Source organism: Methanoculleus sp. UBA303 (assembly GCA_002501655.1).
Classification (GTDB): Archaea; Halobacteriota; Methanomicrobia; order Methanomicrobiales; family Methanoculleaceae; genus Methanoculleus.
In genome coordinates, this window is record DANY01000031.1 from 1 (window position 1) to 24,162 (window position 24,162).

Consider the following 24,162-nt stretch of genomic DNA (forward strand, 5'->3'; position numbering starts at 1 on the left):
CTTGACGGCCGCCGACGAGGCAGAGCTGACGAACTGGTAGCCCTGCTTTCGGAGGGCCTTACATGTTTCTGAGTGCATCGATCCCAAGGGTCAGAAGAGACTCCTGCAATGTGTTCCTGACCGCGTCCACAAGCGCAAGGCGGCTGTTCCGGGTCTCGCCCCCGCTCTTCAACACCGGGTCGTAGTGATAGAAGGCGTTGAAGAGGTCCGCGAGCTCGCGGGCGTATGCGGCGAGCAGGTGCGGACGGAGTTCCTCCACGGTCTCGTCGACGACGGCCGGGAACTTCGCGAGGTGCCGGGCGAGCGCAACCTCATGTTCGGTCTCGTAGCGGTACGCCCGCGTGAACTCCCCGGCCTTCTCCAGGATACTGCAGGCGCGGGCGTGGGCGTACTGGATGTAGGGGCCGCTCTGGCGCTCGAAATCCAGCGCTTCCTTCCAGTTAAAGACCGTGCTCTTCTCGGGAGAGACCTTCACGATATCGTAGCGGATGGCGGCGACGGCGACCGATCTCGCGATTGAGCGCCGTTCGTCTTCGGGGAGCTCCGGGCGGCGGACGGTCACCTCGTCGAATGCCTTTGCGGTCACCTCATCGAGGAGGTCGTCCGCCGAGACGAACTTTCCCGCCCGGGTGCTCATGGAGCCCTCGGGGAGGGAGACGAACTCGAAGAAGACGATCTCGGGCGCTTTTTCGCCGAGGAGGGTGAGGGTGGCCTGGAGCTGGGCGCCGATCAATTTGTGGTCCGCCCCGAGGACGTCGATCACCCGGTCGTAGTTGTGCCCTTTCCAGGTATGGTAGGCGAGGTCCCGTGTGCTGTAGACCGACGTGCCGTCGCTCCGCCGGAGGATGTACTTCTTCTCGAAACCCTCTCCCGAGAGGTCGACCCAGAGCGTCTCGTCCTCGTGGGCCTGCGGCAGGCGGCGGACCCGCTCGAAGATCCGGTCCACGTCGCCGATCCGGACGAAGTCGCTCTCCCAGACGAACCGGTCGTGGCGGGCGCCTAAAGCGGCGAGGGTTGTCTTGATCCCCTCCGCACAGAGGGAGACGGCCGCCCGGAACTTCCTGACGGTCTCCGCGTCGCCGCGCTCCACCTTCTGCATGAGGTGATCGATCTCTTCCGTGATAGCGGGGTTCTTCTCGATCTCGCGGTTCGCTGCGATGTAGACCCGGGCGACGTAGTGGTCTCCCTTCTCGCCGTCCTCGCGGGCAAGACCGAGGTGGTCGAACCCCCACGAGACGATGGCGATCTGGCGGCCCATGTCGTTTAAGTAATACTGCACCTCAAGCGGATACCCTGCCTTCCGGAACGCCCGGGCAAGGGAGTCTCCAATGACGGTGTTCCTGATGTGGCCGACATGGAGGGGGCCGTTCGGGTTCGCACTCGTGTGCTCGAGCACCACCCTTTCCGGGCGGCGGGGATGGTTCCCGTAGTCGGGCTCGAGCGCCTCCCTGACCGCTTCCGCGAGGAGCGACGGCCCGAACACGAAGTTGATGTAGGGGCCCGTCGCTTCGACCCGGATATCGCCGAGTTCGGGGTCTGCCGAGATCCTTTCGGCGATCTCGGCGGCAATCTCCCGGGGTGGGCGCTTCTCGCTCTTTGCCAGTTTAAACGCTACGGTCGAGGCGAGATCGGCGTGATCTCCCCCGGTTGTGAGGAGGACGTCCTCCTCACCGGTGCATGCCCGGAGCATGCGCTCAATCTGGTGGTATTTTTCCTGAAACATCAGTATCCGGTCCTGTAACGCAGGATCGCTGCGATCCCGCCGAACGCGTTGTAGAGCATTGAACCCTCTTCAAAATCGTCTGATATGATCCTGACCGCCGTGCTGCTCTGGTCGGCGGCAGCGGTCAGTTCGTCGATGATATCGGTCTCTTCCGCCACGTAGAGCGATGCACCGTCGTTCGGGCAGGTGCCGAGGTCGAGGTCCTTGATATGTTTTCCCGGCTCGAGGCTGACTGTCCGCTCCTCGGTGTAGTCGCTGTTCGGACAGGCGAGTTTCAGCCGGGCTCTCCTGAGCTTGTCGGAGAGGAGGAGCATGTCGACGGCGCCGAGTTCCAGATTCTTTCGGACGCTCTCCTCCCCATAAGCGGCTGCTCCGTTGTCCTTTACCAGTTCCTGAAGGAACCGGTTCATCACGTTCTTCTCCTTGATGACGTCGAGGCCCTTCAAGGCATCCGACGCACTCTCGACGAGTTCGGCAAGCCCGGACTCGTTCGTGTAAGAAACGTCGAAGAGCCCGATGATCCGCTTCTGCAGTTCGTGGTGGAGGTAGCCGCCCGCCTCGAACTCCTCCTTCGTCGGGGTCGGGCCGCCGATCAGCACGCCTTTAAACTTCTCGAAGAAATCCTTCTCGGCGAGAAAGATATCGCTCGCCCGGTCGCCGACCTTCTTGTAGAACTCATTGATGGCGATCAGCCGCAGCCGCTGGAACCGGACGCTCGACTGCCCGCCCTTTCGCTGTTTGCCGGGGACCGTCGAGGTGACGCCGTTAACCGGTTCAATCCGGTTGCCGCGAAGGAAGCCGATGTAAGCCTCACGCCGGTCGATGACGATCAGGCCGTAGATCTCCTTCTCGCCGAGCATCTGCTGCAGCGGTTCGAGTTCAAACGAAGAGCTGCATCGGTACATGTAGGTGCCGAGCGGCTCGGGCGGCTCGAGGATCTCGCAATCGAGGTCGGTGCGGTCGCCGCCGATATTGATGGTGCCGCAGAAGATGGCTATGCCGTTCTCCGGCGGGCGCTTATAGTATTTGAGGCGGGAGAGGATGGAGGATATGGCGCTCTGGACGTTTGTCCGGGTCTGTTTACTCTTGATATTCGAGCACTGCCCGAACTCGTCGCGGAGCTGGGCGGTCACGTCGTAGATCTGCTTATCCGGAGGTATATACAGTGTGATCCGCTCGGTACCGCTCCCCTCCTTCTCCGCAAGCCTCTCAAGCGTCTTTTTAAATTCATAGCGCTTTCGCGCGGTGTCAATTCCTTGCGTCTCTTCCATTGGAGTTCACCAAGCCTGGGGGAAACTGTTCACTGGTCGAAGTACTATATGTTTCTCTGGAGATGGCATTAAATATGCGCACATTCGCCGATGTCCGCCGGCGCGTTACCGGAGGCACCGGCAGATGAGAGAGATTGTTTTTGCATCGGCAATTCTTCCGTCCGCGATCATGGCGTCGAGGTCTTTGATCGGGACGCGGACGACTTCGATCACCTCGTCCTCGTCCATCCGAAAGTCCGAGCAGGGGGAGAGGTCCTGCGCCAGGTAAAGCCAGATCCGTTCGTCGGTATATCCCGGGGAGGAGTAAATGCAGCCTTTCGGGACGAACGACGACGCCTTCATCCCGGTCTCCTCGATCAGTTCCCGGTATGCGGTCTCGTGCGGCTTCTCGCCCTCTTCGATGGTGCCTGCAGGAGCCTCAAGGATGTAGTCGTCGATGGCGAACCGGTACTGCCTGATGAGATAGCAATCGTCTCCCTCAACCGGAAGGATGGCAACCGCTCCGCCGGGGTGAACGATCACCCGCTCCATCATCTCCCCGTTCGGGAGGGTTACTTCCCTCTTCTCGACGGAGAGTCGTTTTCCGCGGTAGATCTCCATAGTTACCTCTCGTATTCGATCGGGTCCTCCAACCCGAGGTCGCGGAACGCTTCCCTCCTGTAGTGGCAGGACGAGCAGACCCCGCATGCACGGTCGTTGTTCTGGTAACAGGACCAGGTATGCTCGTAGGGGACACCGAGCGCCATGCCTCTTTGGATGATCTCCGTCTTCGTCATCCGGACAAAGGGCGTCATCAGGGTGATCCGTGGGTCTGCCGCCGTACCAAGGTCGACCACCCGCTGGAACGCCTCGATGAACTCCGGCCGGCAGTCGGGGTACCCGGGATAGTCTCCGGTCTGGACGCCGATGAAGACCGCCGCCGCACGCCGGGCCTCCGCGAGGCTGGTTGCGATGGCAAGCAGGTTCCCGTTTCGGAAAGGAACGTAGGTGCTGGGTATCCCTTCCTCTTCGCCGGAATACTTCTCGACCGGAATTGCGGCATCCGTCAGGCTCGATGCCCCGATCTTTTTGAAATGCTCGAGGCTGATCTCGACGAATTCCTGTGCATCAAGCGCCCGGGCAATGGTCCGGGCGCACTCGCGCTCCTTTGCCTCGGTCCTCTGACCGTAGGTAAAGTGGAGAGCGATGATATCGTAACCCATATCCTTTGCGACGTAGGCGAGCGTGGAGGAGTCCATGCCGCCCGAGAGAAGACAGACCGCTTTCATCATTTCATCCCCAGGATCTTGTGGAGTTGCATTTGAAACCTCACCGGAAGATTCTCTTTGACGATGTAGTCCGCGACGGCGCGATAGTCGGCCCCTTCCACCGGCGAGATGATGATCTCGCCCCGGATTTCACATTGTGCCGTCACCGCCCGTGCATAGAGAAGATCGTCCTCGTCCGCCACCACAAACTTGACGCAGTCGCGGGGAGTGATGAAGGGGAGGAGCGCGAGATCGCTCCTCTCCCCCGATGAGGGGCACTTGACATCCATACAGACGGCGGCGTAGGGCTGCAGGTCCCTGAAATCCAGGGTGCCGTTTGTCTCGATCTCGACGGCATACCCGTGAAGACCGAACTTCCGGAGGAGTTCGAGGACCTCCTCCTTCTGCAGGAGGGGCTCTCCGCCGGTGATGCAGATGCGTTTTCCGTTCAGCAGCCATACCCGGTCGAGGACCTCCCCGACGCTCATCTCTTCTCCGTCTTCCCTGGCATAGGCGGTGTCGCACCAGGCGCACCGGAGGTTGCACCCGGAGAGCCGGATGAACGTACAGGGCCGTCCCTGGTTTGGTCCCTCCCCCTGAAGGCTCCGGAAAATTTCACTGACGAGCATAGGTGCGCTCTGCGTAACAGGTCGTCGACTCCCAGACCCGGATCTTTGCTACGCGGGCATCGCGCCCCTGCCGTGCGGCTTCGGCGTCGATCATCTCTGCGATGAGGCCGGCGAGGAGCTCGCTCGTCGGGTCGCCGGGGGTGGTGACGACCGGGTGGAACGCTTCGATGCTCGCCGCCATCGGGTCGTCTTTGTTTAAGATCACCTGGTGGTCGAACCGCCCGACGACTTCTTTGATACAGTTGTAGTCAAGGACGATCCCGGTGCGCTCATCGGCCGTCCCTTCTATCCAGACTTCTACGCGCCACTGGTGGCCGTGCAGCCGGAAACACTTCCCCTGATAGTGGATCAGGCGATGGGTTGCCTCGAAAAAAACCTCCTTGTATATCCGGATTATCATCAATGAAGGTTGCCTGCCAGGATATAATATTATATCAGCTCCCGATCAAATATCTACGGCGAAAGATCGGCGTGCAAACGGGTTCCACAATATATAAATCCGTAACGCGCGTTGCTTTATAGCACACCAGGAGTTGCTCCTATCTACAAATTCAACCGGTACGAGGGTATTCGATGGGAAATGGAAAATTTGCAGCCCGAAAACTGAAGCGCGACGCAAAGGCGAACCGGTGGCACGACACCGTCTACGCACGGCGCCAGCTCGGGCTCGACGTGAAATCTGATCCCCTTGAAGGGGCTCCGCAGGGCCGCGGGATCGTTCTTGAGAAGGTGGGTGTCGAGGCGAAGCAGCCGAACTCCGCTATCCGCAAGTGCGTCCGCGTGCAGTTGATCAAGAACGGTCGTCAGGTGACCGCATTCGCCGTCGGCGACGGTGCCATCAACTTCATCGACGAGCACGATGAGGTCGAGATCGAGGGGATCGGCGGCAGGCTGGGCCGGTCGATGGGTGATATCCCCGGTGTCCGGTTCGTCGTGACCAAAGTGAACAATGTCAGTCTGAATGAAATGGTCATCGGAAGGAAGGAGAAGCCGCGGAGGTAANNCACGATGAGGTCGAGATCGAGGGCATCGGCGGCAGGCTGGGCAGGTCGATGGGTGATATCCCCGGTGTCCGGTTCGTCGTGACCAAAGTGAACAATGTCAGTCTGAATGAAATGGTCATCGGAAGGAAGGAGAAGCCGCGGAGGTAAGTGAGCAATGGCAGAAGCAGCAGAAGCAGGAACCGACACCGAAATGCAGACTCGGCAGCTCCTCTTTAACCGCTGGGATATGAGCGAGGTGGAGATCCAGGACCCGAGCCTTGCCCGTTACGTGAACCTGCATACGATGATCGTGCCGCACTCCTGCGGCAAGCTTGTCGGTCAGCAGTTCAACAAGAGCAACATGCTGATCGTTGAGCGCCTGATCAACAAACTGATGCAGACCGAGAAGAACACCGGCAAGAAGGAACTTGCCATCCGCATCGTCCGGGATGCTTTCGAGATCGTCAATAAGAAGACCAAGAAGAACCCGGTCCAGGTGCTGGTGGATGCAGTTGCGAACGCCGGGCCCCGCGAGGAGACCGTCCGGCTGAAGTACGGCGGCATCAATGTCCCCAAGTCGGTCGACACCGCGCCCCAGCGGCGTGTCGATACCGCCCTGCGGTTCATCACCGACGGCGTCCAGCAGGCGAGCCACAAAAAGAAGAAGAGCGTGAGCGAGGCGCTTGCCGAAGAGCTGATCGCAGCCGCAAACGGCGACGCCCGTTCCTACGCCGTTTCGAAGAAAGAAGAAAGAGAACGTATCGCAAAGGCTGCCCGCTAAAAATCCCGGATTATTTTTTTTGGTGTACTCTATGACCCGACGAAAGAAGATGGTAGAGCGGGTGACGGAACTGATGGACAAGCCGGAGCACATCCGGAACATCGGTATCGTCGCCCACATTGATCACGGAAAGACAACGCTCTCAGACAACCTGCTTGCAGGGGCAGGCATGATCAGCGAGGAACTCGCCGGCAAACAACTCTTCATGGACTCCGACGAGGAAGAACAGGCCCGCGGCATCACCATCGACGCGAGCAACGTCTCGATGGTCCACGAGTACGGCGGTGAGGAGTACCTGATCAACATGATCGATACCCCCGGCCACGTGGACTTCGGCGGCGACGTGACGCGCGCCATGCGTGCGGTGGACGGTGCCGTCGTTGTTGTGGACGCGGTCGAGGGTACCATGCCTCAGACGGAGACGGTGCTCCGGCAGGCCTTGAAGGAGGGTGTCCGCCCGGTTCTCTTCATCAACAAGGTTGACCGGCTGGTCAACGAGTTGAAGGTGAACGAGCAGGAGATGCAGATCCGCCTTGCGAAGGTGATCGACAAGGTCAACAAGTTGATCAAGGGCATGAACGAGAAGATGTACAACGCAGGCTGGAAGCTGGATGCCGCAAAGGGCACCGTTGCTTTTGGTTCCGCGCTCTACAACTGGGCCGTCTCCGTTCCCTACATGAAGAAGAGCGGGGTCTCGTTCAAGGACGTCTATGAGAAGTGCAACGCCGGCGACATGAAGTGGCTGGCGAAGCACAGCCCCCTGCACGCCGTGCTCCTCGACATGGTGGTCAAGCACCTGCCAAATCCGATTCAGGCCCAGGAGCGGCGTATTCATATCATCTGGCACGGCGACTACACCTCGCCCGAGGGGAAAGCGATGCTCGGTTGCGACCCGAACGGGCCCATCTGCCTGATGGTCACCGATATCTCGTTCGACCCGCATGCAGGCGAGGTCGCCACCGGCCGTCTCTTCTCGGGGACGCTCCGCCGGGGTACCGAATGCTATATTATAGGTGCGGCAAAGCGTGCAAACCGTCTTGCTCAGGTCAGCATCTTTATGGGTGCCGAGCGGGTCGAGGTGGAAGAACTTGCCGCCGGCAACATTGCCGCTGTGACGGGTTTGAAAGACGCCATCGTCGGTTCGACCGTTACGACGCTCCTTGAGATGACGCCTTTCGAGTCGCTGCAGCACTACTCCGAGCCGGTCATGACTGTCGCCGTCGAGGCGAAGAGCATGAAGGATCTTCCGAAGCTCGTCGAGGTCCTCCGCCAGGTCGCGAAGGAAGACCCGACGGTGCGGGTCTCGATCAACGAGGAGACCGGCGAGCACCTGATCAGCGGCATGGGCGAGCTTCACCTCGAGATCATCACCGGCCGCATCAGGCGCGACAAAGGCGTCGATATCCTCACCTCCCCGCCGATCGTCGTCTACCGCGAGACGATCACGGGTCGGGCTGGCCCGGTCGAAGGAAAGTCGCCGAACCGCCACAACCGGTTTTACCTCGAACTCGAGCCGATGGACCCGGCGATCGTGAAGCTTATCCTGGACGGCGAGGTCACGATGAACCAGCAGGCGGTCGAGCGGCGTGATATCCTCGTTGCCGCCGGTATGGACAAAGAAGAGGCCAAGAACGTCAAGGCAATCGAGGGCACCAACATGTTCATCGATATGACGAAGGGTATCCAGTACCTCAACGAGACGATGGAACTGATCCTCGACGGCTGGCGTGAAGCGCTCCGCGGCGGCCCGCTCGCCGATGAGCAGGTCCAGAACCTGAAGATTCGGCTGGTGGACGTGAAACTTCACGAGGACGCCATCCACCGCGGTCCTGCCCAGGTCATTCCGGCGGTCAGGAGCGCCGTCAAGGCGGGCCTGCTGCTGGGCGGCGACTCGCTCCTTGAGCCAATCCAGAAGATCCAGATCACGGTCCCGAGCGAGCAGATGGGTGCGGCAACTTCGCAGATCCAGGGCCGGCGCGGCCAGGTCTTCGATATGCAGAGCGAAGGCGACACGATGACCATCATCGGCAAGGCACCGGTCGCCGAACTCTTCGGGTTTGCCGGAGACGTCCGATCCGCTACTGAAGGACGTGCGATGTGGAGCACGGAATTTGCCGGGTTCGAGCTGGTTCCCGCCGGTATCGTAGGCGAAGTGGTCAAGAGCATCCGGCGGCGCAAGGGATTGAAGGAGCAGATCCCGCGGCCGGACGACTACCTGGCGTAATAAATCCCGATATACCCTCTTTTTTTGGTTTTCCCGCGCGAGCGGATGCGCTTGCCGGGGCCTCCGGTTCCGGCGGAAGTCCTTCTGGAGGGTTTCATCATCGGGTCCGGCTTTGACCGCAGGATTATCGGCGTCGTGACGGGCCCCGGGGTGGATGGGGCAAAAGTCCCGGCGGGTCCTTCCGGTGCGGAGGGTGCCGTTTTGTCGGGGGTGCCGGCATGGATGTCCCGGGTCCCGTTCCGGGCGTCGTTCCAGACGATCCCGTCCGGTTCTCCGGCAACCGGCGATCGCCGGCGGCCCTCCGTGGCGTCGGGCATATGATCGAGCCGAAGGCCGGGAAGTCTCTTCGTTGCTGCTTATCACGTGCCCTTCCGGAAAAATCGAGGCGGAGTGGACGTGCCTGTAGTGAGGAACGTCCAACCGCTATAAAACAGTCACGGCATCAGTGGGTTCGTGTTCAATACGGCGCCGTCACGAAATCAGGGCGCGATCCGGGCCGATCTATCGTCTCAGCACCGCCACGAACAGTCCGCAGATGCCGATCGCGACGATCGCGATCAATCCCGGGAGTGATGCCCGCGTCGCTGTCGGAGCCGCTGTTGTCGTCTCCGGTGTCGTCTCAGCCGGTGTCTTTGTGGTGGTGACCGTAGCGGTGGTCTCCGACTCCGTGGCCGTAACCGTCGGTGCGGGGGCGAATTTGATGCTGTGCTGCTGAATTAAGCCGTCTTTGCTGCTGAACGCGAAATAACGCCCGTATTTTCCCCCGAGCGTATGGGCGTTGATCGTAAAGTAACCGTCGTTCGGCACGCCGACGACCCGTACAATCTTCTTTGTGGTGTCATCACTCTGGTAGTGCCTGAGCTCCGTGACGGGGTTGAACGTATCCTGGTTGCGGAGGTTGACGAGATCAAGGATAAGCGGTTCGGTTCCCACCTCAATCGTCTCACCGGGCTGTACCGCCCGGGTTACCGCACCCTGTGCGGCTGCCGGGGCGACGAGCGCCAGAACAAGGAGCGTCAGGATAATGAGGAGATGCCTGGGTACTGTTCCCTCATACATCATACGTTCACCCTTGTTCCCGGAATATATATACGTGTTGAAACGCCCCGGGTAACGGGGTCTTTCTCCGGTTGAGCCTGCCGGAATTGCCGGAGGGCCGTGGTCGATCCCGTCCCCCATCCCCGACCGCATCATCGATGCGAATGGAGAGCGGATATCTCGCGGCGGGGTGCCGTGATGACCTCCGAACGGGGCGCACGGGGTTCCCGGGAGGGAGAGAGGCGTTCCGGAAGACCTTTCTTGTCAACCGTAGAATGAGATGGGGTTGACAGGGGGACGTCAACTACCCCTCCCCGGGAGGGCCCCATGTCACATCCGACCGAACCTGACCTGGAACGATCCGACACCGAAATGCCGGCGGGTTGACGGCAGCCTGCGGACGTATATGGCCCGCAACTTCAGCCATATTTCTCCCGGCGTTCCGGGAGTGGACCCCTCAAACGAGGTATGCGGACATCTGTCCGCGGGGCTATCGACTTTGGACTCCAAAATGATTATGAGGGAAGGAATCGCCCAAGGGAAGATGAAGAGATGATACGGATACCGCAGTGCATGAGCACCCAGCATCCTGACAACGTCAACCTGCCATTCTTCGCCGAGAGTCCGGACCTTGGCGGAGAAGACGAAGTCCAGGAGGCGTACTACGCTTATTCCCACCTGGGATGCAGCGAGCAGATGTGGGACTGTGAAGGAAAAGAGGTCGACAACTTTGTAGTCAGGAAATTGCTGACCCGGTATGATACGTTCTTCCGGGAGAAGAAACTCGGACGAGACATCTTCCTGACGATGCGGGTCCCGAACCCCGAAGTGGAGACGGCCGAGGCAAAAATTCTCCTCGAAACACTGGAAAGCATCCCGCGGTCGTTTGATACGGCCTGCCTCTTCTATGGGGACGAGTGTCCCCCGATATTTGAGGTGATTCTGCCGATGACGGCGTCTCACGTCGCCATCGATAATATCTACCGTTATTATACGGATATCGTCGTCGGAAAACAGGAGAGACGCCTCGGAGAAGGGAACATGACCATCGCAGACTGGATCGGGAGGTTCCGACCGGATCGGATCAACGTGATCCCGCTCTTTGAGGAGATGGACCACATGCTGGACGCGCACAACGTGGTTCGGCGCTACCTCGAAGACAAGGATATCGCCGACCAGCGTGTCTTTCTTGCCCGGTCCGACCCGGCGATGAACTACGGGCTCGTCAGTGCGGTTCTCCTGAACAAGATCGCGCTCCGGCATCTCTGGGAGGTCTCGGAAGAGACGGAAACCCGGATATACCCGATAATCGGTGTCGGTTCGGCTCCCTTCAGGGGCGGCCTCTCTCCCCTGACCGTCGACCGGGTTATCGCCGAGTATCCGAGCGTCCACACATTTACCGTTCAGTCGGCGTTCAAGTATGATTATCCACTCGAAGAGGCCCGGAACGCGGTCAGGAGACTCGAGGAGCGAAACCCCGAAAAGCCCCGGCCGGTCGACGAAGAGGCGGCGCTGGACCTGATAGAGCGGTATACGCTGGCATACGAGCGCCGGCTCGGACCGCTCGCCTCCCTGATCAACCGGGTTGCCCGGTATGTTCCCGAGCGGCGGAAACGAAAATTGCATATCGGTCTCTTCGGGTACGCGCGGAGCACCGGCGGGATCACCCTGCCGAGGGCAATCAAGTTCACCGCCGCCCTCTACTCCATCGGCCTTCCTCCCGAGGTCCTCGGTCTGGATGCTCTGGACGACGCGGATCTCGCGTTCATCAGGAAGACCTACGTCAACTTCGATGAAGACCTGCGGGCTGCTTCCCGTTTCCTCAACGCAGAGACCGGTTTCGTCCCCCCGGAACTTGCGGCCCGGGTGGCCGACCTGGTGGACGTCGAGCCGGACGAGGAGCATACCAGGGTCACGACCGCAATCGCCCGGGCGCTTCGCGCGAACGAGACCGGGACGTTGACCTCGCTCGTCCTGCAGGCGGCGCATCGACGAAAGTTCCTCGGGTGACGAAAACCCGGCGTGCTGAAGGGATGAGAGAAAAAGAGGGTTGCGAGATTACTCGATGGTGAATGCCATCGAGAAAGTGGTCTCGTTTCCGGTCTCGTTCTCCCAGGGCCGCTTATAGACCGCGGAGAACTCAGCGGAACCCGCTTCGGACGCGATGTACTCCCATACATGCACGCCGCCGGCGCCCACGAGTTCGGTCTCCGGTGCGTTGTACGTATCGTTCACGTACGAGAGACCGCGCGACGAGGTAACGTTCCACGCATATCCGGTCGTCGGGTTCTCGGCGAGGCTGATGGTGACAGCGCTTCCGGCCGGGAGAGTGACGGTCTCGTTGTTGTTCGTCTCATTAAAGGCGTACTCCGCCGGAGCGGGCGTGGGTGTCGCGGTCGAAGTTGCTGTTGCCGTGGTTGTCGCCGGTGTGGGTGTTGCGGTCGTTGCCGCTGTTGTCGCGGTCGTTGACGGCGTGGGTGTTGCGGTCGTGTTCCCCGGTTCCGTCGGCTGCGATGTGCAGCCGGCCATGAGCATGCAGATTGCCAGGAATCCTGCAATCAGGATGCCGTAGATGTTCTTTTCCTGAACCATATGATAAGGTCGTGTAATTACGATAAAAGCATTCCTATAATCCTCAAAAGATGCATCTGCCGTAGTACCGGATTGTTGACTGTTCCGGCGTCGTGGCGCACCTCAGGCCCTCCTGCACTCCGTCACCTCTTCGATCAGCCCGTCCCGCAGGGTGACGACCCGACAGAAGTACTCCTTATGCCAGTCCTCGTGCGAGACCATCACGATCGTCTGGTCCAGTTCCTCGTTTAACCGGGCAAAGAGGTCAAGAATGCTCTTCGACGTCTGGCTGTCAAGGTTCGCACAGGGCTCGTCGGCGAGCAGGATGCTCGGGTTGTTCACGAGCGCCCGGGCTATCGCCACTCGCTGCTGCTCCCCGCCCGAGAGTTCGCTCTGCCGGTGGTTTATCCGGTCGCCGAGACCGACCCGGCGAAGGATCTCGGTGCTCTTCCCGAGATACTCCTCTTTCTGGTCCCCCCGGACAAGCGACGTCAGGTAAACGTTCTCGAGTGCCGTGAGTTCGCCGATGAGGGCGTAGTCCTGGAAGACGTAGCCGAGCCGGTTCAGCCGGAACAGGGTCCGCCGGTGATCGGAGAGGGCGAGGACGTCGGTCCCGTCGATGGTGACGCTGCCGGAGTCGGGGCGGTCGAGGAGTCCGAGGATGTGGAGGAGCGTCGACTTGCCGCTGCCGCTCGCCCCCATAATCCCGACGAACTCTCCTCTGGCGACTGTGAGCGAGACTCCTCCGAGGGCGCGGACCTTCACTCTCCCCATAGTGTAGACCCGGGTGAGGTCCTCTGCGACGATCACCTTTTTTACCCCCTGATTGCGGAAAGGATGTCTTCCCGGGCGACCTGCCAGGCAGGGATATAGCCGGCCAGCACCGAGACCGCAAAGAGGCTTGCTATGCTCCGGAGGACGGCCGAGGTTTCCACGACCGGGTAGACCGGACCGCCGGGGAAGACGAGCGGGTATGCGGTCAGATAGGCCGTCATGCCGGCGGCGAGAACGATCCCGGCCAGAGCCCCGACAGCGGTGATGAAGAGCACCTGGAGGACATAGGAATTGATGATGATCTGCTGGTCGATGCCGATCGCCTTCAAGATCCCGATCTGCCGCCGCCGGTTCACGGTGTTGATGAAGATCACGATGAAGACCACCACGACGGCGATGATCAGACTGACAAGTGTCGAGATGGTGTTGATGATGTTGAAACTCTGGATCGCCTGGTCGAGAACCCCCCCGGTCTTCTCCCGGAACGTCCATACCTCCTCCTGGATGCCGTAGGAGAGGAGTTCCCTCTTGTAGCCCTCCTCTCTGCCGTCCACTTCGGTCTTCACCAGGATCACGGACGCCTGGTCATGAAGCCCGAGCACCTCGCTCGCCTCGTCCCCGGTAACGAAGGCCGCCGTGTCGACGCCAAAAGATTGCGTTTCGAAGATCCCCTTCACCCGGTAGGTCCGCGTCTCGTCGTTCGGGTAGGCCACCTCCACCGAGTCCCCGACCATCACTCCTTCAAGCGATGGGAGACCTCCGCCCTCTTCCCCCTCCCTTCCCGCGAGGATCGCACCCATGACGATGGCGTCGGTATCCCCGTTTGCGAGAAACTCCCCCTCGGTCATGAAGTCGGCGATCCTCGTCGTCGACCGCTCGTCTTCCGGGGTTATGCCGTAGAGCGTGCTTGCGGTGTTGCTGCCCCGGTAGAAGAGGGTTACTCCGACGGCTATCCGGGGCGACGTGCCGATGATCCCCGGGACCCGCTCGATCTTCTTCTGGAGACCGGTCACGCCGCCGATGTATTGACTGCCCTCCCGGGGTTCGACAACGATGTTGCCGAGATCGAAGTCGATCGACTGGGTGTTGAAGGTCTCGACGACCCCGGAGATGATGGAGGGAAGGAAAATCAGGTTCACGAAGATGAGGGCTATGATCATGATGGTGAGGGCGAGGGTCCCCGTGTTCCCGCGCTCTATGGTTTTCCACGCCAGGAATGCAGAAACCTTGAGGCCTGCAAACACAGCGGTCATTCCTCCTTTCGCCTACGGTACCAGAGGACCGTGACTGCAACGACGGCAATGAGGGCGGCTGCCGCGACAGCGATCACCGAAAAGGGGTTTGATTCTGCAACAACAACCTGCAGGGCCTGGCGGATTGTGTGCGCCCCGTAGTCGTCGGTATACTGAACAATGAGGGTGTAGTCGAATACCCCCGCTTCATCGGTCTGCAGGGTGAAGACAGCGGGACCGTCGTTTCCGGGTTCAATCGTCCCGAGGAACGCCTCTTTTGAACCCGGGAGCGAGAGGTTCTCGACGGTTGCCCGGACCGACTCTGCGTCCGCCGTCCCCGTGTTCTCCAGCCGGATCGTCAGGTCTACCGGATCTCCGGCGACGATCCGGGAGGGTTCGGTCCTGATGGAGGCGAGACCTATCTCGGCGCGGCCGACGATGGGGACACCTATCGTCGCCGCCTGCCGGAACGCCGCCATGTCGGCACTCCGGTAGTCGACGATGACCGGGATCGGCGTAAGTCCGAGCGGGGCGTTGGTGTCGGTATCGAAGGTCAGGTTCAGCACCGCCGCTCCCCCTGCTTCAAGTTCGGGGATGTAGTAGTTCTCCGAGTTTTTCGGGGTGATCGCCCCGGAGGTTACGTTGATGTTGACGGCGACGTCTCGTGCGCTCGCCCGGCCGTCGTTATGAAGCGTGAGCGTGACGTTGAAGGGGGAACCGGGATCGACGGATTCCGGGACGGTCCTCTCCACCCTGAGCGCGGGCTTTTTGGCCAGGGCGTACGCCGAGTTGACGTTCACCGGTATCGGGTAGCGCACGCCGGCTCCATCCCGCACCCGGACCCAGACCTCGGGGAAGTAGATCCCCTCCTCTCCCGGGGCGCGTATCCGGAAGGTGAGCGGAAAAGACTGGCCGGGACCGATCTCGCCGATATCCTGGAAGCTCCCGGTCAGGACATCGATCCCTTCACTCACGAGGAGCGCGTTCTCGATGTAGGCGTTTTCCGGCGTCTCCGGCGATCTGTTCGTCTCACCGGTCCCGGGGTCCACCCGGATATCGACCGGCGACCCCGCGGCGGCAGGAACGGTACTCGACAGGACCACCGTGATCGTCCCTTCGTCTCCGGGTATCAGGACGGCGGGGGTGACGGTGTAGTTGGAGACGAACACCGTTGGGGCCTGTGCAGTTGCTATTGCCGGGACGAGCACCAGGACGACAATGAGTGCGCTTGCGACAACACCGCCTGCCCGCCTCTTTACCATGCCCCCCCGGACGCAAGCCCCGGACTTTGAGACCATCTCGTTTCTCTCCCGGACCAGACCCTCTGGAACTCAAGAATCCCGATGCTTATATTTATCCATTGTGCCCGATCAAACCTCGAACCCGGGCGGCACGATGGGACGGTATGGCCGAAACCATTTTTTATTACAGATATAGTATATTGTCATTGAGATATGGGGGGTCAGCAGGATCGGTTGACCGGACGAGTCGGCACCATGCCTCCATTCAAGGTGCAACGCTCTATACGTCTTATAACCTGGGTTTCATAGCGTCGTGCTGCTGCCTCTCCGTTCTCACCAATCCGTCTATTGCGTTTTTTTGCTGTTGCATAGCCGCTCCCGGCGGGAGGGGACCGCACGGTTATCCGGAGGCGACCTGGAACAGCCTTCCGGTCGTGAGCTGTCTTTATGTTCCCCGGCGGTATACCCGGCCACGTTACGAGGGGGAGAAGAGATGGAGACGACCCAATGGCTGGTGACGCTGACGTTCCGGGTGACGGTAAGCGGTGTTCGGTCGAAGGACGATTCGGTGGCGGTAGGACTGGAGCAACTCAAGCAGGAACTCTGCAGCGGGGAAGACATCCCGATGGAGGCGAGTGTCCGACGGATCACGAACCTGGTCGAGGAAGAGCCGGTCTTCGGTATAAAGTGGTGAGTGAAAAGTCGGCACCGGGGTGTCGGTCTCCGGAGGAAACCCTTTTTTACCCCTGCCGCCAGATCGGCCCCTTATGCATGAACTTCCCGATACAGTCGCCCTCGATGTCGTTCTCCTGCCGCCGGGACCGGTCATGGATATGGCGATCGGCGCCAACCGGACCCTGCTCGCCGGCAACCCCGGCGGGGGCATACGCCTCGACCGGGAGAACTCTCTCCCGCACATCTCGGTCGCGATGTTCCCGGCGAGGCGGGAGGACCTCCCGGAGATAACCGCGAAGATCGGTCGGATTACCCGGCAATGCTCCCCCATGGCCCTGGCCGCCGATACGGTCGCAAAACACCGGACGAAGACGGGGAAGACGGTCTCCACGTTTCACATCCTCCGGACGGAAGTCCTCCAGCTCTTTCATAAGACCGTGATGAACACCGTAACGTCCCGTTCGGCGCCTCCGGCCGGGCCTCCGATGTTTGCAGAGGAGGTGTCTGCACTATCTGTTGACTGCTTCCTTCGGTTCCCGAAGACCGCCGCGTACGAGCGCTACTCTCCGCATATCACGGTGGGGTTCGGCGACCTCCCGGAGATGATCCCCGGGATCGACTTCCCGGTCCGGTTCAAGGTGACGCGGGCCGCCGTCTGCCATCTCGGCGGCCACTGCACCTGCCGACGAGTTCTCGCTGAATTCAGTCTCGGGGCCCGGGCGCCCGCCGTCCGCGGCGGGGCGATCCGCCGCTAGACGGTGTGTTACGGCGCCTCCCGGAGCACTCCCTGTTTCTGGTTGATCCCGGGGAGGAAAGGCTTTTCTTTCTCCCGGGGATCAGGAGAGAGCATGACCGCCCCCTCCAGGGTCCTGGTCCGGGAAGTTCGGGCCGAGACCGTCATTGCCGCACCGCCCGCGGTCGTCTGGCGTGTACTGACCGACTTTGCCTCTTACCCCGCGTGGAACCCGTTCATCCGGTCGATCGAGGGGAAACCCTGGGTGGGAACGCGCCTCTCGGTCGAGATCCGGCCTCCGGAACGGGGGAGCATGCGGTTTCGGCCGACGGTGCTGCGGGTCGCAAAAGACCGAGAACTCCGATGGATCGGCCGGGTCCTGATCGCGGGGCTTTTTGACGGCGAACACCGGTTCACCATTGTCCGGGAGGGTGACGGGTCCCGGTTCATCCAGGCCGAAGTCTTCACCGGGCTGCTGGTGCCCGTCTTCGACCTCACCGGCAGCTTCCGGGCGACCGGTCAGGGTTTTCTGCTCATGAATCAGGCACTCAAGGAGCGAGCAGAGCGAGCCGCCTCCGGGAGACCGTCGTAACCGCGACATCCCCGGGCGGGTGCCGCCCATGAGGTTGATGGTCTCCGGGGATAACGCGGCCCTCATCGCTCACGGTTTCCTTATGGAACCCATATTGCAGTACATTTTTTTCGGCTGGAGATTGCGGCGTCAATTGACTGAGTAGTCACTTATTTAAGTGGGGAAGTGAAGATAGTATTGGGTTCCCTGAAATATCGGGGAGACGGAGACAACCGTATGAGCCGGCCCGTATCGGAAGAAAAACGGAAGGCGTTGATGGAGGCAGCGATCGATCTCTTCTCGATCCAGGGATTTCATGCAACACCGACCCAGCAGATCTCGGACCGTGCCGGAGTCTCGGCAGGAACCCTCTTCCGGTACTTCCGGACGAAAGAAGATCTGATCGATGCACTCTACTCCTCCATCCACCGGGCACTCGCCGATGTGGTGGACGAGGCTATTCGTCCGGGAACCCCTGTGGAAGAACAGATCAAAAATGTCAAACGACAGGTGCTTCACTGGATGTTTGAACATCCGAAACAGGCCCTCTTCTTCGAACGGTTCGCCTCCTCCCCGAATATCACAAACAAGGCAAAAGAGAAGATATCCTTCCATCTCTCTGCCCTCGATGAACTCTACCAGAGAGGTATCTCCCGGGGAATACTGACAGGAATCAACAGAGAGGTGTTTCTGGCGAACTTCTGGTGCCCGAACTTCATGCTCATTCACCTGTATCTCTTCGGCAGATTGCAGAGCGGCGTCGAAGAGACTATTGAACAGGCGGTTGCCTCAATGTGGTCCGGAATGGCGCAGAAGGAGGGAGACTGCAGGGTCCGGCAGGGAACATAGAATCGCAATCGAGAGCGGCTCCACGGTCATCCGCCGGCGTCAACCGGTTTTCCGGGATTGACAGAGCAGGATACCCGGCGTACTACCCGATCGTAATCGTTTACACGAGGAGACATACGGCTATGGACAAACTACAGGGATACAGGAGAATGCTCCGCATAGGAGACTGGGTCAAGTTTTATCCGCTCTTTCCGCTTGCCGGGGCTTTCATCGCCGCAGGCCTCTCATCCGGCCTCATCGCGGTTTTTGCCCTCTTCTTCTGCGTCACCGCATATGGATTCGTGATCAATAATCTGTACGATGCAGAGATTGACAAACGCCATCCAGGGAAGACAAAGCAGGGGAAAAATCCGTTTGCCGACGGATCGATATCGAAGAGAGAGGTCGTCGGCATGTGCGCGGCACTCGTAGGAATACCGCTTCTTGCCTCCCTCACCATATCGGGCACCGGATTCATCTTCATCCTTCTCTGTCTGATTGCCCTGACGCTCTATTCGGCACCACCTATCAGGTTCAAGGATCGGTTTGCAGCGGATATCGTCTGCCACGGCGTGATGTTCGGCGGACTGCCGTTTCTCGCGGGATATACCCTTGCAGGAGGCGCAATCGCCGAATTTCTCTCCCTCCCCATAGCATCGGCCCTTGTCTGCACCTTACTCTGTTGCGAAGCGCTGATTATCCACGAAATTCTGGACTATCATGACGACCTGGGGACTACCCGCACCACTATTGTCGGCATCGGCCTGAGAAACGGAGTTTTCCTCCTCGGCATTACCGCCGTACTCTCCGTTGTGGCGTTTGAGTTGATCTCATGGTGGTTTGCGATCGACGTTGGCGCAACTGCCGTCATGGTTACCTTCCTCATCGGTTATCCGATCTACGGCTGCCGAACATTACTGATTCCGGCCGCTGGAAGGGGCTACCGTACGCTCATGAACAACCACCTGTCTCGCACCCGTTGATCGCTATGATATCGGTAATCGTTCCTGCACTCAATGAAGAGGCGACCATTCTCGACTGTCTGGAGTCGCTTGTAGCCCAGAGCATTCCGCGAGGGACCTATGAGATCATCGTTGTCGACGGGGGATCGTCGGACCGCACCCGTGAGTACGCTAAACCTGTTGCCGACCGGGTTATCTCCCAGAAGCGAGCCGGGATCGGCGGTGCCCGCGGAGACGGGGCTGAAGCGGCGAACGGTGATATCCTGGTGTTCACGGACGCAGATACGCGCCATCCCCCTGCCTGGCTGGAGACGATACAGGAAGTACTTACGGTCGGCGGATACGATGTCTGCACGGGGCCGGTCAGATTTTATGACCCGACTTTTCGTTCGTGCCTCATACGGGGATGGCGGCAATACTACCTTCTGCTCCATCCATTTGGTTTCTACTGGCTTATAGGGTCCAATTTTGCAGTAAAAAAAGATGTGTACATCAGGGCGGGCGGTCACCGGGATATATCAATCCTGGAGGATTACGATCTCTCTCTGCGCCTCTTCGATGCTCACGCCGAATGCATCTATGATCGCCGCATTGTGGCCCTTACCTCTGCGCGTCGGATGAAGAGTATCCTCGGATATGCAGAACTCTACCTCACCAGGTATTATCATTACCACGTCACCGGGCGCGCTGAAGGTCTCCTGAAGTATCCGTATTCGGGTACCATCGCCCTTCGGCGGTCTGCACTATCCAATGACCTGAAATCAGCCCTAAAGAAGATCAACAATGCCTGGGGTAAGGTCATCGGATACGGATAAGGAGAATCTGGTTGGTATACCGAAGACATTTTTTTCTGAACGATGACGGCGTTTGGGCGCGGTTGTCCGGAATGAACCGGGCACTCAGGGAGCGGGTGAAGCGGCTCGCCGTCGGGAAACTTTCTTAACTACGACGATCCCAGTATCTGCATGGACCCGATCACGGTCGGAACTGCGTTCCGGAGGCCCTTCCTCTCCGTCGCCCGGGGGACGGCGACGATACCGGCCGTCTCCCGGGCCCGGCCCCCTCTTGCGGAGTGGTACGCATGAGACTGACGGTCCTCGTGGATAACACCACCCTCACCGGTCACTACTTCCTCGCAGAACCCGGGCTCTCGATCTACATCGAGGACGGCACAACGCGCGTCCTCTTTGATACCGGCTACTCGGGCATCCTTGTCACCAACGCTCTGAAGATGGGGATCGATCTCCTCCGTGTCGATGAGATCGTCCTCTCCCACGGCCATCTCGACCACACCTGGGGTCTCGATGCGCTGCTCAGGCTCCATACCGAGGCGATCCGCGAAGGGCACGCGCGTGTCGAGCCTACGTTCTTTGCCCATCCCGATGCGTTCCTCACCCGGAGCCTCGACGGTGCGGGAGAGGTCGGGTGCCACCTCTCGGTCGAGGAACTCTTTCGGCACGGCAAGGTCCTCCTCACTCAGGCTCCCCTCTGGCTGACCGAAGACCTGGTCTTCCTCGGCGAGATCGAGCGGCGGTTCGAGTTCGAGCAGGTCCCGCCGAAGGGCTACATCTACACGCCCGACGGTATCCGTAACGACACCGTCGCCGACGATACGGCGCTCGCCTGCAAGACGCCGGAGGGGCTTGTTATCATAACCGGCTGTTCTCACTCTGGCATCTGCTCGATCGTCGAGCAAGCGCGCGAGGTCTGCGGTGACGACCGGATCGCCGACATCATCGGCGGGTTCCACCTCCTTAACGCACCGCCGGAGCAGATGCAGGGAATCCTTGACTACTTCTCGGAAGTGCGGCCGGCGGCCCTCCACCCCTGTCACTGCACCGGCCTTGCGGCGAAGATTGCGCTTGCCCGGGTCGCCGATGTCCGCGAGACGGGGGTCGGGCTGCACCTCGAATACGGATGATTCAGGGTCTGAATCCCCGGAGCGCCGGGATCTCCCCGTACTCCGCCTCATAGGCCCGGACGGCCTCCGGGGCCCTGAGGAGGAAACGGCGGGCGTTGTTGTAGACCGACGGGTATGCTCCCGGGTCGAAGGAGGAGAGGAGGTCCGCGAGCACCGCGACGACCGGCACCCGATAGCGGGGCTCCATTCCGTCGATGAACGCGAATGCATCCAGGGCCCGGACGGTGCTGTACTCGTTGACCGGGGCGAGCCGCCGGAGCACCCCGGAAAGGTAAGCCCGTCCTTCTTCGGTCTCAAGCGACCGTTTCCTGTTCAGCGCGAACCGCCCGTAGAGCGCCCGCTGCTGGTCGGCCTGCTCGATCGAGAAGGCGGGGGAGGGCTCGATCCCGCGGAGGACGGCGACCAGGTCGTCGCAGTCGCTCCCGGCGACCGCGGAGAGGAACGACTCCCATGCGACCGGGTTTCTGGCCGATTCGGTGGAGAACGCCGCGAGGGTCTCCAGCCGCTCGGGTGCGCTGCTCTCGAGGAGCAGCCGAAACGCGACGAGCCGGTCGGTTGCAGCCGTCGCCTCCCGGTCCCGGAACTGCCGGGCTATCAGCCGGTGGACTTCGGGGGTGTCCAGGGTGGCGAGGATCGCGAGACTGACGTTCTTCCTCTGCCGCCGCCGGATTGCCCGGGCTTCTTCCTCCAGGGTGTCCGACCCGCCGGGCACACCCGCCGCCGCCCGCCGGTAGACGCGAAGGAGGGTGTCCCGGCCGCGTGCGGCTATGGCGGCGAGGATCTTCCTTTTGGCGTCGTGAAGCGCCCGGTAGTGGTGGCTGAACCGTTCGTCTTCGACCGACGGGAAGATGGTCAGGAATTGGCCGCCCGCTTCTTCCATGAGGCGGTCGTCGGCGAGGAGACCGAGGCAGAGGTCGGTAAACCGGCCGGAAACCACGGCATCCGGGTCTTCGAGGAGGCGGACCATCTCCCGGTCGGCGAGCGCACAAAACGCGGTGAACCGGCCGATAAGGTCGGCGTCTCTCTGCACCTGAAGGTAGAGTTCGTCTTCCGGGGGCCGGTACGCCACTCTGCCGTAGAAGGAGTAGCCGCGGTTGAGCGAGAGGAACGCCGGGCTGTCGACATCGTCGAGGCGGATCTCCCCCGTCTCATCCGCGATCCGGACGGTCCGGTCCGCAAGGTCCCGGCCGTCGGCATCGGCGAGTGCAAACCGGAACGGGAATTCCCAGGTCCGGCCGCCCGGCGAACGGCTCTGGCGATAGGCGAGGACGAACCGCCGGGCTGCGGGATCGTAGGCAGGGGTCACGGTGAGGACGGGGTACTCCGTCTCCTTCAGCCAGGCCGCCGCCATCCCCGAAAAGTCCTGTCCCGAGACTTCTTCCATGCAGCGTATCCAGTCGTCGCGGGAAGCGTTCGCATGCCGGAACCGGTCGTGGTAGAGGCCGAGCCCTTCCGCAAACGTCTCCTTTCCCATCAGCGTCTCGATCATCCTGACGAACTCGGGAGCTTTCACGTAGGTGACGCCCGTGATGAGGTCGTTTGGATCGTTGAAGCCGTCCGGCTCGATCGGCATCGAGCCTGCACCACGGTCGAGGACGAGCGTTCCGGCTTCGGGTTCAAGGAGGTCGAGCACGGTCTGGAGGCGTGAGTAGGCTTCGCCGAAGAGGAAGGCGTGATACTGGTTCTCGATATGGACCGTCACCGCCTCGTTCAGCCAGATCTCGAACGGGCTCCTCCCCGTCACCTCGGAGCCGTTCTCATTGTGGTAGTACTCGTGGACCTTCACCCGGACCATGTACTCGAAGGCCGGGTCGGTCACGTCCGAACCGGGCATGATCCGGTTTGCAGCGATGGTCGTGTTCCCGACGTTCTCCATCCCGCCGAAGTCCGAGTTCTGCATGGCGATCTCCCGGTAGACCGCGCCCGTGTAGGCATATCCCGGCGTTACGGTCGCGATTAGCCGGGAGAGAGCCTCCCGGGATCTTTCGAGGGCTGCCCGGTCCCCGGAGCGTTTCGCTTCGTCCCGGACCCGCACCCGGCGCCAGATCTCGTTCCGGGTTTCTCTGTCGCGGTACTGTGCGGGGCCGGTGAAGAGGTGCACCCACATCACCGCGTCTGCAAGGATATCAAGCGCACGCCCGGCCGCACCCGGGTCGGAACCGGGTTTTGCGAGGAGTTCGAGGGTGAACGTCCGCCCGTCGGGATACTCGAACTCCCGCCGGCAGGTGTCGTAGCACCCCACCCCGAGGAAGAAGAGGTAGGGGGCCATCGGGGTTTTGACGTTCTCGTACCGCTGGACGGAGCGGCCGGGAGCGCCGGGAAGCCGCGGCCCCGCCGGGTCGCCGTTTGAGATGGTATTCGTATACTCGTCATCGGCGATGATCGTCGTCGTGTAGGTGCATTTCGCGGTCATGTCGTCGAGGCAGGGGACCAGGCGCTGGAACCCCCACTGCTGGCACTGGGTGATCTGAGTGGGCGCTCCTCCGGGGCACGACCCGTCGTAGTAGAGCCCTTCGAGGACGTGACTGCTCGGACGGCAGACCGTCCCGGTGTTGAGGGTGAACCGGGTCCGGGGCGGGACGGGGGGATCAAAGGTGACGGTGAGGATCGCGGCGCCGCGGTCGTAGGTATGGGCGACGGTGTAGCCGTCGGCGGATACGTTGAGGATATCCAGGTCCCGGGCGTTCAGGGGGAGGGATGCAAGCGGCGACGCAAGGGTCTCGGCGGTGAGGGCGGAGACGACCCGGGTGTGGCCGTC

Annotated in this window: 23 protein-coding genes and 1 pseudogene; 12 read left to right on the forward strand and 12 right to left on the reverse strand. The window is 61.0% G+C overall.

Going from position 1 to position 24,162, the window contains the following annotated elements; genetic code table 11:
- Positions 1–58: 58 nt before the first annotated feature.
- The 6 genes from argS to BP846_RS07020 all read right to left on the reverse strand — a co-directional run bounded on the left by argS (position 59) and on the right by BP846_RS07020 (position 5,270).
- Entirely contained in the window at positions 59–1,723 is a 1,665-nt protein-coding gene (gene argS, locus BP846_RS06995; protein ID WP_292393798.1) for an arginine--tRNA ligase, read from the reverse strand.
- Positions 1,723–2,994, reverse strand: coding sequence for a peptide chain release factor aRF-1 (gene prf1 / locus BP846_RS07000; protein ID WP_292393800.1), 1,272 nt, complete (start codon positions 2,992–2,994; stop codon positions 1,723–1,725). Before prf1 ends, argS begins: the two co-directional genes overlap by 1 nt.
- 105 nt (positions 2,995–3,099) lie before the next feature.
- The gene (locus BP846_RS07005) at positions 3,100–3,594 is read right to left on the reverse strand and encodes an NUDIX hydrolase (RefSeq protein WP_292393802.1); all 495 of its coding nucleotides are present in this window, start codon (positions 3,592–3,594) and stop codon (positions 3,100–3,102) included.
- A gap of 2 nt (positions 3,595–3,596) precedes the next feature.
- Positions 3,597–4,262, reverse strand: a complete 666-nt coding sequence (queC, locus tag BP846_RS07010; protein ID WP_292393934.1) for a 7-cyano-7-deazaguanine synthase QueC — start codon at positions 4,260–4,262, stop codon at positions 3,597–3,599.
- Positions 4,262–4,870, reverse strand: a complete 609-nt coding sequence (locus BP846_RS07015; RefSeq protein ID WP_292393804.1) for a 7-carboxy-7-deazaguanine synthase QueE — start codon at positions 4,868–4,870, stop codon at positions 4,262–4,264. Before BP846_RS07015 ends, queC begins: the two co-directional genes overlap by 1 nt.
- Complete coding sequence (locus BP846_RS07020) at positions 4,857–5,270, reverse strand: 6-pyruvoyl trahydropterin synthase family protein (protein WP_292393808.1); 414 nt, start codon at positions 5,268–5,270, stop codon at positions 4,857–4,859. Before BP846_RS07020 ends, BP846_RS07015 begins: the two co-directional genes overlap by 14 nt.
- Before the next feature lie 173 nt (positions 5,271–5,443).
- Between BP846_RS07020 and BP846_RS07025 the strand changes: the two genes are divergently transcribed.
- From BP846_RS07025 to BP846_RS07040, 4 genes and pseudogenes are all read left to right on the forward strand, one after another.
- On the forward strand, positions 5,444–5,872 hold the full coding sequence (locus BP846_RS07025) for a 30S ribosomal protein S12 (RefSeq protein ID WP_292393810.1): 429 nt from the start codon (positions 5,444–5,446) through the stop codon (positions 5,870–5,872).
- Positions 5,872–6,021 (forward strand): annotated as a pseudogene (gene rps12P / locus BP846_RS07030) (30S ribosomal protein S12); the annotation flags it as partial. The gene BP846_RS07025 and the pseudogene rps12P, both read left to right, overlap by 1 nt.
- A gap of 7 nt (positions 6,022–6,028) precedes the next feature.
- Complete coding sequence (locus BP846_RS07035) at positions 6,029–6,634, forward strand: 30S ribosomal protein S7 (RefSeq protein WP_292393812.1); 606 nt, start codon at positions 6,029–6,031, stop codon at positions 6,632–6,634.
- A gap of 31 nt (positions 6,635–6,665) precedes the next feature.
- Positions 6,666–8,858, forward strand: coding sequence for an elongation factor EF-2 (locus BP846_RS07040; protein ID WP_292393814.1), 2,193 nt, complete (start codon positions 6,666–6,668; stop codon positions 8,856–8,858).
- 501 nt (positions 8,859–9,359) lie between these two features.
- On the opposite strand, the gene BP846_RS07045 is transcribed toward BP846_RS07040, so the two are convergent.
- Positions 9,360–9,920, reverse strand: coding sequence for a hypothetical protein (locus BP846_RS07045; protein WP_292393816.1), 561 nt, complete (start codon positions 9,918–9,920; stop codon positions 9,360–9,362).
- Between the two features lie 549 nt (positions 9,921–10,469).
- On the opposite strand from BP846_RS07045, the gene ppcA reads away from it, so the two are divergent.
- Positions 10,470–11,906 (forward strand): phosphoenolpyruvate carboxylase, encoded by a 1,437-nt coding sequence (gene ppcA, locus BP846_RS07050; RefSeq protein ID WP_292393818.1) that lies wholly within the window; start codon positions 10,470–10,472, stop codon positions 11,904–11,906.
- A gap of 48 nt (positions 11,907–11,954) precedes the next feature.
- On the opposite strand, the gene BP846_RS07055 is transcribed toward ppcA, so the two are convergent.
- The 4 genes from BP846_RS07055 to BP846_RS07070 all read right to left on the reverse strand — a co-directional run bounded on the left by BP846_RS07055 (position 11,955) and on the right by BP846_RS07070 (position 15,735).
- Complete coding sequence (locus tag BP846_RS07055) at positions 11,955–12,488, reverse strand: protease inhibitor I42 family protein (RefSeq protein WP_292393820.1); 534 nt, start codon at positions 12,486–12,488, stop codon at positions 11,955–11,957.
- Positions 12,489–12,590: 102 nt separating this feature from the next.
- Positions 12,591–13,277 carry an ABC transporter ATP-binding protein gene (locus tag BP846_RS07060; RefSeq protein WP_292393823.1) on the reverse strand — a complete coding sequence of 229 codons (687 nt, stop codon included), beginning with the start codon at positions 13,275–13,277 and terminating at the stop codon, positions 12,591–12,593.
- A 5-nt stretch (positions 13,278–13,282) separates the two neighbouring features.
- Entirely contained in the window at positions 13,283–14,494 is a 1,212-nt protein-coding gene (locus tag BP846_RS07065; RefSeq protein WP_292393825.1) for an ABC transporter permease, read from the reverse strand.
- Positions 14,491–15,735, reverse strand: a complete 1,245-nt coding sequence (locus BP846_RS07070) for a COG1361 S-layer family protein (protein ID WP_292393827.1) — start codon at positions 15,733–15,735, stop codon at positions 14,491–14,493. The genes BP846_RS07065 and BP846_RS07070 overlap by 4 nt, the downstream gene beginning before the upstream one ends.
- Positions 15,736–16,207: 472 nt before the next feature.
- Between BP846_RS07070 and BP846_RS07075 the strand changes: the two genes are divergently transcribed.
- The 7 genes from BP846_RS07075 to BP846_RS07105 all read left to right on the forward strand — a co-directional run bounded on the left by BP846_RS07075 (position 16,208) and on the right by BP846_RS07105 (position 21,404).
- A complete protein-coding gene (locus BP846_RS07075; RefSeq protein ID WP_292393828.1) occupies positions 16,208–16,408 on the forward strand; it encodes a hypothetical protein in 201 nt (66 codons plus the stop codon).
- A 73-nt stretch (positions 16,409–16,481) separates the two neighbouring features.
- Positions 16,482–17,144, forward strand: a complete 663-nt coding sequence (locus BP846_RS07080) for a hypothetical protein (RefSeq protein ID WP_292393829.1) — start codon at positions 16,482–16,484, stop codon at positions 17,142–17,144.
- Positions 17,145–17,237: 93 nt separating this feature from the next.
- Positions 17,238–17,714, forward strand: coding sequence for an SRPBCC domain-containing protein (locus tag BP846_RS07085; RefSeq protein ID WP_292393830.1), 477 nt, complete (start codon positions 17,238–17,240; stop codon positions 17,712–17,714).
- 216 nt (positions 17,715–17,930) lie between these two features.
- Complete coding sequence (locus BP846_RS07090; RefSeq protein ID WP_292393831.1) at positions 17,931–18,542, forward strand: TetR/AcrR family transcriptional regulator; 612 nt, start codon at positions 17,931–17,933, stop codon at positions 18,540–18,542.
- Positions 18,543–18,691: 149 nt separating this feature from the next.
- Positions 18,692–19,504 carry a UbiA prenyltransferase family protein gene (locus BP846_RS07095; RefSeq protein WP_292393835.1) on the forward strand — a complete coding sequence of 271 codons (813 nt, stop codon included), beginning with the start codon at positions 18,692–18,694 and terminating at the stop codon, positions 19,502–19,504.
- A 5-nt stretch (positions 19,505–19,509) separates the two neighbouring features.
- Positions 19,510–20,298, forward strand: a complete 789-nt coding sequence (locus tag BP846_RS07100) for a glycosyltransferase (protein ID WP_292393937.1) — start codon at positions 19,510–19,512, stop codon at positions 20,296–20,298.
- Positions 20,299–20,564: 266 nt separating this feature from the next.
- A complete protein-coding gene (locus BP846_RS07105) occupies positions 20,565–21,404 on the forward strand; it encodes an MBL fold metallo-hydrolase (protein WP_292393837.1) in 840 nt (279 codons plus the stop codon).
- A gap of 1 nt (position 21,405) precedes the next feature.
- On the opposite strand, the gene BP846_RS07110 is transcribed toward BP846_RS07105, so the two are convergent.
- A partial coding sequence (locus BP846_RS07110) for a M1 family metallopeptidase (protein ID WP_292393839.1) occupies positions 21,406–24,162 on the reverse strand: 2,757 nt, incomplete at its 5' end.